This window comes from Heyndrickxia sp. FSL W8-0496 (genome assembly GCF_038007825.1).
Lineage (GTDB): Bacteria > Bacillota > Bacilli > Bacillales > Bacillaceae_C > Heyndrickxia > Heyndrickxia oleronia.
This window is the reverse complement of record NZ_JBBOXX010000001.1, coordinates 3,206,275-3,218,840: the sequence shown is the minus strand read 5'-3', so window position 1 is coordinate 3,218,840 and position 12,566 is coordinate 3,206,275. Positions and strand designations below refer to the sequence as shown.

Annotated in this window: 13 protein-coding genes; all 13 read left to right on the top strand. The window is 35.2% G+C overall.

From position 1 onward, the window contains the following. Window positions 1-4: 4 nt before the first annotated feature. The 13 genes from fabD to trmD all read left to right on the top strand — a co-directional run bounded on the left by fabD (window position 5) and on the right by trmD (window position 12,479). Window positions 5-946, top strand: a complete 942-nt coding sequence (gene fabD, locus NST63_RS16220) for an ACP S-malonyltransferase (RefSeq protein WP_071976659.1) — start codon at window positions 5-7, stop codon at window positions 944-946. A 174-nt stretch (window positions 947-1,120) separates the two neighbouring features. Continuing rightward, complete coding sequence (gene fabG / locus NST63_RS16215; protein ID WP_058002616.1) at window positions 1,121-1,864, top strand: 3-oxoacyl-[acyl-carrier-protein] reductase; 744 nt, start codon at window positions 1,121-1,123, stop codon at window positions 1,862-1,864. Window positions 1,865-1,952: 88 nt separating this feature from the next. After that, entirely contained in the window at window positions 1,953-2,186 is a 234-nt protein-coding gene (locus NST63_RS16210; RefSeq protein ID WP_058002617.1) for an acyl carrier protein, read from the top strand. Window positions 2,187-2,420: 234 nt separating this feature from the next. After that, window positions 2,421-3,167, top strand: coding sequence for a ribonuclease III (gene rnc, locus NST63_RS16205; RefSeq protein ID WP_058002618.1), 747 nt, complete (start codon window positions 2,421-2,423; stop codon window positions 3,165-3,167). 70 nt (window positions 3,168-3,237) lie between these two features. Then, window positions 3,238-6,804, top strand: a complete 3,567-nt coding sequence (smc, locus tag NST63_RS16200) for a chromosome segregation protein SMC (RefSeq protein WP_341042940.1) — start codon at window positions 3,238-3,240, stop codon at window positions 6,802-6,804. A gap of 29 nt (window positions 6,805-6,833) precedes the next feature. Continuing rightward, entirely contained in the window at window positions 6,834-7,829 is a 996-nt protein-coding gene (ftsY, locus tag NST63_RS16195) for a signal recognition particle-docking protein FtsY (RefSeq protein ID WP_341042938.1), read from the top strand. 250 nt (window positions 7,830-8,079) lie between these two features. After that, window positions 8,080-8,406 (top strand): putative DNA-binding protein, encoded by a 327-nt coding sequence (locus NST63_RS16190; RefSeq protein ID WP_058002621.1) that lies wholly within the window; start codon window positions 8,080-8,082, stop codon window positions 8,404-8,406. Window positions 8,407-8,418: 12 nt separating this feature from the next. Next, complete coding sequence (gene ffh / locus NST63_RS16185) at window positions 8,419-9,759, top strand: signal recognition particle protein (RefSeq protein WP_058002622.1); 1,341 nt, start codon at window positions 8,419-8,421, stop codon at window positions 9,757-9,759. 201 nt (window positions 9,760-9,960) lie between these two features. Next, the gene (rpsP, locus tag NST63_RS16180) at window positions 9,961-10,233 is read left to right on the top strand and encodes a 30S ribosomal protein S16 (protein WP_058002623.1); all 273 of its coding nucleotides are present in this window, start codon (window positions 9,961-9,963) and stop codon (window positions 10,231-10,233) included. Window positions 10,234-10,244: 11 nt separating this feature from the next. Next, window positions 10,245-10,478 carry a KH domain-containing protein gene (locus NST63_RS16175; RefSeq protein ID WP_058002624.1) on the top strand — a complete coding sequence of 78 codons (234 nt, stop codon included), beginning with the start codon at window positions 10,245-10,247 and terminating at the stop codon, window positions 10,476-10,478. Between the two features lie 340 nt (window positions 10,479-10,818). After that, a complete protein-coding gene (locus tag NST63_RS16170; RefSeq protein ID WP_058002626.1) occupies window positions 10,819-11,205 on the top strand; it encodes a YlqD family protein in 387 nt (128 codons plus the stop codon). A gap of 12 nt (window positions 11,206-11,217) precedes the next feature. Continuing rightward, window positions 11,218-11,733, top strand: coding sequence for a ribosome maturation factor RimM (gene rimM / locus NST63_RS16165; protein ID WP_058002627.1), 516 nt, complete (start codon window positions 11,218-11,220; stop codon window positions 11,731-11,733). After that, window positions 11,730-12,479 carry a tRNA (guanosine(37)-N1)-methyltransferase TrmD gene (gene trmD / locus NST63_RS16160; protein WP_058002628.1) on the top strand — a complete coding sequence of 250 codons (750 nt, stop codon included), beginning with the start codon at window positions 11,730-11,732 and terminating at the stop codon, window positions 12,477-12,479. Before rimM ends, trmD begins: the two co-directional genes overlap by 4 nt. Window positions 12,480-12,566: the final 87 nt, after the last annotated feature.

Sequence of the window (12,566 nt, the reverse complement as noted above, 5' to 3'; positions counted from 1 at the left end):
TATCATGGGGAAAATTGCATTTGTTTTTCCAGGTCAAGGTTCTCAAACGGTTGGTATGGGAGAATCAGTAATTGAAAATAATGCTGATGCGAAATCAATCTTTGAACGTGCAGACAAGCGTTTGGGATATTCTTTATCAACTATTATTTTAAATGGACCATTGGATCAATTAACATTAACGACCAATGCACAGCCAGCATTACTTACTACGAGTATAGCTATATTAAATTGTCTTGAAGAAGCAGGAATACGTGCAGATTATACAGCAGGTCATAGTCTTGGAGAGTACACAGCACTCGTTGCAGCTGGAGCAATTGATTTTGAGGATGCCGTTTATGCTGTTCATAAACGTGGTGAATATATGGAAGAAGCTGTGCCGAATGGTGAAGGAACGATGGCTGCTGTACTTGGCTTGGATCGAGATTCACTTCAAGAAATTACAAAAGAAATTACGTTAAGTGGTCATTCTGTTCAATTAGCAAATTTAAATTGTCCAGGACAAATCGTTATTTCTGGGACAGTAAAAGGTGTTGAACTTGCTTCACAAAAAGCAAAAGAATCAGGTGCAAAGCGTGTACTTCCTTTACAAGTAAGTGGACCATTTCATTCTGAGCTAATGAAACCAGCTGCAGAAAAATTTGTCCAGGTTCTTGATGAAATCACTGTACAAGATGCTAAAACACCAGTTATTGCTAATGTTACAGCAGGAGCAATGCATCAATCTCAAGATATTAAAGCAAAACTAATTGAACAATTGTATTCACCTGTTTTATGGGAGGATTCAATCGTTACAATGATCGAAGATGGTGTTGATACTTTTATAGAAATAGGGCCAGGAAAAGTTTTATCTGGATTAATAAGAAAAATAAATCGAGATGTTAAAACATACTCCGTTCAAGATATTGAAAGCTGTGAAAAACTTATTAGTGAACTAAGTAGTAACTGAGCGCTCAAATATGAATGAAATCGGTTTTCGTATAGTTTGTTGCTTATGTAATAGCCCTACTGTAGGCGTACTTTCTAATAAGGTACAGTCGTTCCGTTCTATGCGTTAAAGTATTACCTACAATAACAGTATTGTTATAGAAAATAGCATAAATAATAGCTAGGAGGAGAAAAGATGCAGCTTGAAGGAAAAGTTGCCCTTGTTACGGGTGGATCGCGTGGAATTGGACGTGAAATTGCATTAGAACTAGCAAGAGAAGGCGCTAATGTTATTGTGAATTATTCAGGGAGTAAAGATAGAGCTGAGGAAGTTGTCAAAGAAATATTAGCTTTAGGTAGAGAGGCCAAAGCCATTCAGTGTAATGTTGCTAATAATAATGAAGTGCAAGATATGGTCAAAGAAACAATTGAGACTTTCGGTAAACTCGATATTCTTATTAATAATGCAGGTATTACAAGAGATAATTTATTGATGAGAATGAAGGAAGAGGAATGGGACGACGTTATTAACATCAATTTAAAAGGTGTATTCCTTTGCACAAAGGGAGTAACAAGGCAAATGATGAAGCAACGTTCTGGAAAAATAATTAATATTGCTTCCATTGTTGGTGTAAGTGGTAATCCTGGACAAGCTAATTATGTAGCTGCAAAATCTGGAGTGATAGGTTTAACTAAAACGACAGCAAAGGAGCTTGCATCACGTGGGATAAATGTTAATGCTGTAGCTCCAGGATTTATAACAACCGATATGACTGATAAGCTTCCTGAGGAAGTTAAATCTGAAATGCTTAAGCAAATACCGTTAGCTCGCTTTGGTGATCCAAAACATGTTGCAAGTGTGGTAGTATTCTTAGCTTCTACTGCATCTGATTATATGACAGGTCAAACCCTCCATGTTGATGGTGGCATGGTAATGTAGTTGGTAGAGGCAATTACAACTCCTCTATAAATTTCACTTTATTATTTAAACAAATTCATCTATAATGTCTTGAGGGGAGGTGAACCATATGGCAGACGTATTAGAACGTGTAACGAAAATTATCGTGGATCGTTTAGGTGTAGAAGAATCTAAAGTTACTTTAGAAGCTTCTTTTAAAGACGATTTAGGCGCAGATTCCCTTGATGTAGTTGAATTAGTAATGGAACTTGAGGACGAATTTGACATGGAAATTTCTGACGATGATGCTGAAAAAATCGCAACAGTGGGTGACGCTGTTAATTACATACAAGCTCAAGCATAATCGTTCAATAATGATCGAACAAGGGTGCCCTAAGTGATTTGTTCACTTAGGACACCCTCTTTTACTTTTTTCTTTGCTAAACTTTGATATATTAAAGATTTAATAGAGAAAGCTATGAAATGACTATTTAGTTTAGTTATGATATTTAAAAAATGACCTTTGCACTAAAGGCAATTTTTTAATAAACTTTATATGTAGTTTTAAATAACAGAGATTAACAAGGTGGATGACCAAATGCGTAGATCATATCGTGCAAATGAAAAATATTCATTGAAAATAGACGAGAAATTTAACCAATTCCAAAAGAAAATGGGAATAGAATTTAATCAGTTACAATTATTAAAACAAGCATTTACACATTCATCATATGTGAATGAGCATCGTAAAAAACTTCATGCTGATAATGAACGACTAGAATTTTTAGGTGACGCCGTTTTAGAACTTACTGTTTCACAATATCTTTATAATAAATATCCTACGATGAGTGAAGGCAAGCTAACGAAGTTACGAGCTGCAATAGTTTGTGAACCATCACTAGTTACATTTGCTAATGAATTAAATTTTGGTGAGCTAGTTCTTTTAGGTAAAGGGGAAGAACTGACAGGGGGAAGAACACGTCCTGCTTTGCTTGCAGATGTATTTGAAGCATTCATTGGTGCTTTATATTTAGATCAAGGTCTTGAAACAGTTATTTCTATATTAGAAAAGGTTGTATACCCAAAAATAAATGCCGGTGCTTTTTCTCATGTGATGGATTTTAAAAGTCAATTGCAAGAATTTGTTCAAAAGGATGCTTCTGGTTTACTTGAATATATCGTTCTTCAAGAGCGGGGTCCTGCCCATAACCGTGAATTTGTCTCTCGAGTCACACTTAATGGTGAAGAATTAGGAGTAGGAACGGGAAGATCAAAGAAGGAGGCAGAACAGCATGCTGCTCAAATTGCCTTAAGTAAACTTAAAACACCAATAATTGAACAATAGTTATGGCAGTATCACTTCTCCTAGAAGCATGAATATGTGAAGAGGAAGAAAAGAAAATGGAGGGAGAAGCTTGTTTCTTAAACGCTTAGATATAGTAGGATTCAAGTCATTTGCCGAAAGAATTGCTGTTGAATTTGTACCTGGAGTAACGGCAGTTGTAGGTCCAAATGGCAGTGGGAAAAGTAATATTATTGATGCTGTTAGATGGGTATTAGGAGAGCAATCCGCCAAATCCCTCCGCGGTGGCAAAATGGAGGACGTAATTTTTGCTGGAAGTGATTCAAGAAAACCTCTTAATTTTGCTGAAGTAACATTAACTTTAGATAATGAAGAACATCGATTACCTATTGAATATAATGAGGTTAGTGTAACTAGAAGAGTATATCGGTCAGGCGATAGTGAGTTTTACATAAATAAGCAATCCTGTCGTCTAAAGGATATCATTGATTTGTTCATGGATTCTGGACTTGGTCGAGAAGCTTTTTCCATCATTAGTCAAGGAAAAGTAGAAGAGATTTTGAACAGTAAAGCAGAAGAAAGAAGAACCATTTTTGAAGAGGCAGCAGGTGTACTAAAATATAAGACACGCAAGAAAAAGGCAGAAGCAAAACTTGGTGAAACGGCGGAAAATTTAAATCGCGTCAATGATATACTCCATGAGCTAGAAAGTCAGGTTGAACCATTAAAAATCCAGTCTTCTATCGCTAAGGATTATTTAGATAAAAAAAATGAATTAGAGAATTTTGAAGTGGCACTAACTGTTTATGAGATTGAGGAACTGAATCATAAATGGGAAATTTTGAAAAAACAATTAGATATTCATCAAGATCAGGAAATGGGTCTTTCTTCGAAGGTTCAAAAGGAAGAAGCAATCATTGAGGAAATGAGAGATCGTCTTCATGCGCTTGACGAATCGATTAATGATTTACAAAATGTATTACTTTCAGCAACAGAAGAGTTAGAAAAGCTCGAGGGAAGGAAAGAAGTTCTTAAAGAAAGAAAGAAGAATGCTAGTAATAATAAAGAACAACTTGAAAAAAATGTTCAAGAAATGACGACAAAACTAGCTAAACTTGAAGAGCAAAAAAGTTTATTAACAGCAGAAGTTGATAATCATACGAAATCTGCTTCATCCTTGAGGAAACTGCTCAAGGAAAAAATAGAGTTATCCAATCAATTAAATATTGATATCGAAGCAACAATTGAATCTCTAAAAGGGGATTATATCGAATTATTAAATGAGAAGGCATCAAGTCGAAATGAGAAAAACCTATTAGAACAACAGCTTAATCAACATGAATCAAAAAATCAGAAACTTGATGATGAGAATAAAAAATATATCGATCAAAGACAAATGATTTCAGAGGAGAAACGGAACACGGAGGAACAACTCACACATATTCGGAGTGAGATAGAGAAGCAAGTTCATCAATTCCGTGAACATCAAAACAAACTAGAAACATTAAAAAACCAATATCAAAAACAGGAAACAACACTTTACCAAGCTTATCAATATTTACAAAAGGCAAAATCAAGAAAAGAAACATTAGAGGAAATGGAAGAAGACTATTCAGGTTTCTATCAGGGTGTGCGTGAGGTGTTAAAGGCTCGAGATTCCAAATTATCTGGGATAGAAGGCGCAGTAGCAGAACTTATTCAAGTTTCTAAACAATATGAATTAGCGATTGAAACAGCTTTAGGTGGTTCAGCACAAAATATCATTGTTTTGACAGAGGAAGATGGAAGGAAAGCAATAGAATATTTAAAGAAAAACAGATATGGTCGTGCGACATTTTTACCGCTAAATATTATTAAGGGAAAAGGATTGCCTCTAAATCAGCTAGAAATCGTTCGTTCCTCCCAATCTTTTATTGGAATGGCAGCCGATCTTGTAGAAGTGGACTCTAAATACCGGACAATTATTTCCAATCTTTTAGGGAATGTAGTAATCACCAAAGATTTACAAGGAGCCAATGAAGTAGCTAAGTTATTACAATATCGTTATCGAATTGTGACATTAGATGGTGATATTGTTAATCCAGGAGGATCGATGACTGGAGGAGCGGCTAAAAATACGACAGCCTCTCTTATTAGTCGAAAAGGTGAACTAGAGGATCTAAAAGAAAAAATTGTCTCAATGGAGGATAAGACCTTACAACTGGAACAACAAGTAAAAACGTTAAAGCAAACAGTTGTTCAAAGCGAAAAAAATCTTGAAGAAGCAAGACAACAAGGCGAAAAGCTTCGCTTAAATGAACAAGAACTAAAATCCGAGATGAGACAGATTGAATTAGCGGAGAAAAATTTAAATGAAAAGCTTCAGATCTATGACATGGAACGATTAGAATCAATTCAATCTGTTTCAAATATAGACCAACGGATCAAAGAATTAACAATTCATTTACAAGATATCACTGTTAAGATTGAAAGCCTTGAGAAGGAAATCGAAACGCTTACATTACAGAAAAATAATCAAAAAAATTCTAAGGATGAACTTTTAGCGGAAATCAGTGATTTAAAAGCAGATTTAGCAGTAAAAAATGAACAACTTGTTTCGAGTCGTGAAAGATTAAATAATACAGAGATTGAGATAGAAGAGTGCTTGCAAAAAAGGGCTGTCTACTCCGAAGATTTAAATTGGCTTGAAGGAGAAATGACAAATAATCATTCAGGTGAGGAAGAACTTTCGGAGGCAGCAGAAAAAAAATTAATAGATAAGAATGAAACAACAAAGTTAATATCTATAAGACGTGAAGAAAGAATCCAACTTCAAACAAAACTTGAGGATGCAGAAATAAACCTAAAGGAATTAAAGCGTCAGCATAAAGGGTTAGTAGAAGTTGTTAAGGATGAAGAGGTTAAAATTAACCGGTTAGATGTTGATTTAGAAAATCGACTTACACGTTTACGTGAAGAATATATGCTAACTTTTGAAGCAGCTAAAGAACAATATCCTTTACAGGTACCGATAGAAGAAGCACAAAAACGAGTGAAATTAATTAAACTTGCAATTGATGAATTAGGGACTGTTAATATTGGTGCCATCGATGAATATGAGCGTGTCTCTGAACGATATCAATTCTTAAATGAACAGCAAAAGGATTTGGTCGAGGCAAAGGAAACACTGCTGCAAATTATCGACGAAATGGATGAAGAAATGAAGAAACGTTTTGAGCAAACCTTTGAAGCGGTAAAGTTCCACTTTGAACCGATTTTTAAAGCTTTGTTTGGCGGTGGACGTGCTGAATTAAAACTAACAGATCCTAAAGATTTATTAAATACAGGTGTTGAAATTGTTGCACAACCACCTGGGAAAAAGTTGCAAAATTTAGGTCTTCTCTCTGGAGGGGAACGAGCGTTGACGGCGATTGCTCTTCTGTTTGCTATATTAAAGGTCCGCCCTGTGCCATTCTGTATTCTGGATGAAGTGGAAGCGGCACTTGATGAGGCCAATGTGTATCGTTTTAGTAAATATTTAAAGAAATTTAGCGAAGAAACGCAATTTATAGTTATCACCCATCGAAAAGGAACAATGGAGGGTGCTGACGTGCTTTATGGTATAACAATGCAAGAATCCGGAGTATCGAAACTTGTATCTGTCAAACTTGAGGCTTCAAAAGAATTAGTACAATCCTAAAGATAGAATTGAACAGGAAGTGAAAAAATATGAGCTTTTTTAAAAAGTTGAAGGATAAATTTACAAAGTCGACAGATTCTGTAACTGAAAAATTTAAACAGGGATTAACGAAAACGAGGGATAATTTTACGAATAAGGTGAATGATCTTGTTGCACGTTATCGTAAAGTAGACGAGGATTTTTTTGAAGAGTTAGAAGAAATTCTTATACAAGCAGATGTAGGGTTTAATACTGTAATGGAGCTTGTTGAGGATTTAAAAATGGAAGTAAAAAAGAAAAATATTCAAAATCCAGCGGAAGTTCAATCTGTTATATCCGAAAAACTTGTAGAAATTTATCAAGGTAATGAAGATGCACCAAATTCAATTAATATTCAAGAAGATCAATTAACGGTCATTTTATTTGTTGGAGTAAATGGTGTTGGAAAAACAACGACTATTGGAAAGCTTGCACATAAATTTAAAAGTGAAGGGAAAAAAGTGTTATTAGCAGCAGGTGATACTTTCCGAGCAGGCGCAATTGATCAATTAGAGGTTTGGGGAGATCGTGTGGGAGTCGATGTAATTAAACAAGGAGAAGGCTCCGATCCTGCCGCAGTTATGTTTGATGCTGTACAAGCTGCCAAAGCCCGGAAAGCAGATATATTATTATGTGATACAGCAGGCCGCTTGCAAAATAAAGTAAATCTAATGAATGAATTAGAAAAAGTAAAGCGGGTAATTGAAAGAGAAATTCCAGGAGCACCACATGAGGTTCTGCTTGTTTTAGATGCGACAACAGGACAAAATGCAATGCTTCAAGCTAAAACTTTTAAGGAAGTAACAGATGTATCCGGAATCGTATTAACTAAATTAGATGGAACTGCAAAGGGTGGGATTGTTCTTGCCATTCGCAATGAACTCCATATTCCAGTCAAGTTTGTTGGTCTCGGTGAAAAATTGGATGATCTTCAAGAATTTGACGCTGAAAAATACGTGTACGGTTTGTTCTCAACGGTTATTGAAGAAACAGAAGTAGAAGAATAATTAAAGATGGGCTGTCTGACAAGTTATTGGCTAGACAGCCCTCTTTAGTTGTCTAGGAAATGACGAGCCTTCGCAATATGAATAGATCAAAGTATGATGGGATGACCCATTAATACACAGCTCTTTTGTCTATCCATAGTTCTTCTTTTCAGTTAACCCCAGGCATTTCTTTCGTTTGCTTGACAAAAGAATGAAAACTGTGTATTCTTCATATGTAAAGGTTTTTCACTTAACAAGGGAGGGGAAGGTTATGCTAGAGAAAACAACGAGAATGAATTATTTGTATGATTTTTATCAATCGTTGTTAACTCCAAAGCAACGTAGCTATATGTCCCTCTACTACTTGGATGATTTTTCTCTCGGAGAAATTGCTGAAGAATATGAAGTAAGCAGACAAGCAGTGTTTGATAATATTAAGCGTACAGAAGCAATGCTTGAGGAATATGAGAAGAAGCTTTTGTTATTCCAAAAATTTCAAGAGAGAAATTTAATTCTTGAAAAATTGAAAAAAGCTATTGAAACTACTTCGAAGGAAGAAATTTCGACACTTATTGAAGCGCTTGAGAAATTAGACTAGGAGGCGGGATGAATGGCATTTGAAGGACTAGCCGACCGACTTCAAAACACAATACAGAAAATTCGCGGCAAAGGGAAAGTATCGGAGAGCGATGTAAAAGAAATGATGCGTGAAGTACGTCTAGCATTGTTAGAGGCTGACGTTAACTTCAAGGTTGTTAAGGATTTTATCAAAAAGGTTAGTGAACGCGCTGTTGGACAGGAAGTTATGAAAAGCTTAACTCCTGGACAGCAAGTCATTAAGGTTGTTAAGGAAGAATTAACGAACTTAATGGGTGGGGAGCAAAGCCAAATTGCTGTTTCGAAACGACCACCTACGATCATAATGATGGTTGGGCTACAAGGAGCAGGTAAAACGACGACAACTGGTAAATTAGCAAATCTTCTACGCAAAAAGTATAATCGTAATCCGTTGTTAGTTGCTGCTGACATTTACCGTCCAGCCGCTATTAAACAGCTTGAAACACTTGGAAAACAACTAAATATGCCCGTTTTTTCTTTAGGAGATCAAGTAAGTCCAATTGAAATTGCGAAACAAGCGATCGAAAAAGCGAAAGAAGATCATAATGATTATGTATTAATAGATACCGCAGGTCGTTTGCATATTGATGGAGAATTGATGCAGGAGTTAAAGGAAATTAAAGAATTATCTAATCCTGATGAAATTTTTCTAGTAGTTGATTCCATGACTGGGCAAGATGCCGTAAATGTTGCCGATAGCTTTAATGAACAATTAGGAATTACCGGTGTCGTTCTCACTAAGCTTGATGGTGATACCCGTGGTGGTGCTGCACTTTCTATACGTGCTGTTACGGAAAAACCTATAAAGTTTGTCGGTATGGGTGAAAAATTGGATGCTTTAGAAGCATTCCACCCTGAACGAATGGCCTCTCGTATTTTAGGTATGGGAGACATGCTTTCACTTATTGAAAAAGCACAGGCTAATGTAGATGAAGAGAAGGCAAAGGAACTTGAACAAAAGTTACGAACAATGAATTTCACATTTGATGATTTTCTTGATCAATTAGGGCAAGTTCGAAAAATGGGTCCCCTTGATGAGTTGTTAAAAATGATGCCAGGGGCAAATAAAATTAAAGGCATGGGGAATCTTCAAATTGATGAAAAACAAATAAGTCATGTTGAAGCTATTATTCAATCGATGACAAAACAAGAAAAAATCAATCCTGAGATTATGAATGCCAGTAGAAAGAAAAGAATTGCAAAAGGCAGTGGAACTTCTGTACAGGAAGTGAACCGTCTGTTAAAGCAATTTGAAGACATGAAAAAAATGATGAAACAAATGACCGGCATGCAAAAGGGTAAACGAAAAGGCTTTAAATTTCCTTTTATGTAGGTTGATATCAATATGCCTTGAGCTCACTGGGATTAAGTGACAAGTGCAGAAGCTATTTTTATATAAAAAAAGCGAATTTGTAATGATTTTGTCCATCATTTTTGATATAATCATAAGTGTTAAGAAAAAACACTTTACAAACTAAGTATTTATTTGATAATATACTATCTTGTGTAAAACTATTCGGAGGTGCTATTTAAAATGGCAGTAAAAATTCGTTTAAAACGTATGGGAGCAAAAAAATCTCCTTTCTATCGTATTGTTGTAGCTGATTCTCGTTCACCACGTGATGGTCGCTTTATTGAAACAGTTGGTACTTACAACCCAGTTTCACAACCAGCAGAAGTGAAAATCAATGAAGAATTAGCATTAAAATGGTTACAAAATGGTGCAAAGCCATCTGACACAGTTCGTAACTTATTCTCAAAACAAGGCATCATGGAAAAATTCCACAACGCGAAATATAGCAAATAAGCGTGATTTCGATGCACGAGCTAATCTTAACGATTGTTAAGCCCCTTGTTGATTTTCCTGAGGATGTTTCGGTTCATGAAGTTGAAGAAGATCATCATATTTCTTATCAACTATCTGTTAATAAAGCAGATATCGGTAAGATCATAGGAAAAAAAGGGCGTGTTGCGAAAGCCATTCGAACTGTTGTCTATGCTGCAGCAGGATCCAAACAACATAAGAAAATTTATTTGGAAATTGTCGAATGAACATTGTTAATGAATGTTCAGAAAAAGGGAGGTTTAATACCTCCCTTTTTCTGTATGACTGTTTTTGTCTAGTTTTAGTAAAAGCCCTACCTCGGCTTTTACAACTTAAGCAAGGGCTCGGCGTACTTAAGAAGACTTCCGCTCTTTTCTCAGTGGAATAAGGAATTTGTCGTTGTTACCTTATTTTTAAAGTTAAAGCGATATTGTTTGAGAAAAGAGCCTTCTGTATAATAAATAAATAAATATCGTACATAAACCTCACACATACTCCTTATTATTATTTTATTTCATTAAATAGGTTTTTAAATAGATCAATCAGTAAAATATAAGGAGGTAAAAAATGCAGCTGTTACAAACAGTTACGGTAAAGCAGGTATTAACAGAACAAAGTAAAAAGGAACTCCATCAATCCTATTATCAAAAAAAAATGATGTTGCAAAAAGAATGTGATCAATTAAGGTTTGAATTAAAAAAACTTGATAGAACAAAGAAATTTCCTTCAGCTAGTTTAAAATCACATTTTGAGAAAGAAATTAATGGGCGGAAGGAAAAAATAAAATTAATTGATTTTCAAATTGAACAGCTTAACTTATTGCCATTAGGAAGTGAAATCAAAGAGAAGGAAGTACAGGCTCTTGTTGATGTCAATGTTGGTGACAGCTGGGATCAAATCACAAAAGAACAAATGATCATTGTAAAAGATGGGATCATCATAGAAATACGTTAGAGGTGGATTTAAATGACTAAATGGTTTAATGTAGGAAAAATTGTGAATACCCATGGTCTTGGTGGAGAAGTAAGGGTTATTTCTAAGACTGATTTCGCAGAAGAGCGATATAAAAAGGGAAATATTTTATACCTTTTTCTTAATGATCATACCCCGATTCAGTTAACAGTAAAAACTCATCGTACACATAAAAACTTCGATTTACTTACTTTTGAAGGATACAATAATATTAATGAAGTGGAACCATGGAAAAATGGAATTTTAAAAATTTCTGAAGAACAATTGACAAGTTTAGACGAAGGTGAATTTTATTTTCATGAAATTGTCGGGTGTAAAGTCTTTTCAACAGATGGTGAAGAAATTGGAATCGTAAAAGAAATATTAACACCTGGTGCGAATGATGTTTGGGTAGTTAAAGGGGGAAATGGTAAGGAATATTTAATTCCTTATATTGATGATGTCGTAAAGTCTGTAAATGTAAAAGATAAATCAATTACGATTGAATTAATGGAAGGTTTATTATCATGAAAATAGATGTACTATCATTATTTCCAGAAATGTTTACGGGTGTATTTGGTTCGTCCATCTTGAAAAAAGCAGCAGAAAAAAATGTCGTAGAGTATAATGTAGTCAACTTTCGGGATTATGCTGATAATAAACATCAAACTGTTGATGATTACCCCTATGGGGGAGGAGCTGGCATGGTTTTAAAACCACAGCCTATCTTTGATGCAGTTGATCATTTAACGAAATCGAATGAACATACGAAGCCTAGGGTCATACTCCTTTGTCCACAAGGAAAGGTTTTAACTCAAAAAGTTTCGGAAGAATTAGCTCAAGAACAACATCTTATTTTTATCTGTGGTCATTATGAAGGATATGACGAACGTATACGTGAACATGTTGTGACGGATGAAATATCCATCGGTGATTATGTTCTAACTGGAGGAGAGCTTGGAGCAATGGTTGTCATAGATAGCGTTGTTCGACTTCTTCCTGGAGTATTAGGTAATGAGGATTCTCCTATTTTGGACTCCTTTTCTTCAGGGTTACTTGAACATCCACAGTATACGAGACCTGCTAATTTTAGAGGGATGACAGTTCCAGATGTCCTGACTTCCGGAAATCATAAGAATATTGACGAATGGCGCGAAAAAGAATCGATATTAAGAACACTGCAAAGAAGACCAGATCTTCTTGAAAATTACCCTCTAACTGACAAACATAAACAATGGATCAACGATTGGAAAAAAGAACATAAAGAAAACAAATAAAAGTTGTTATTGCAATACAACTAGTGATATGGTAAGATATTTCTTGTGATTTATGAACGCATAAATCATATGAAAACGATGTTCCGC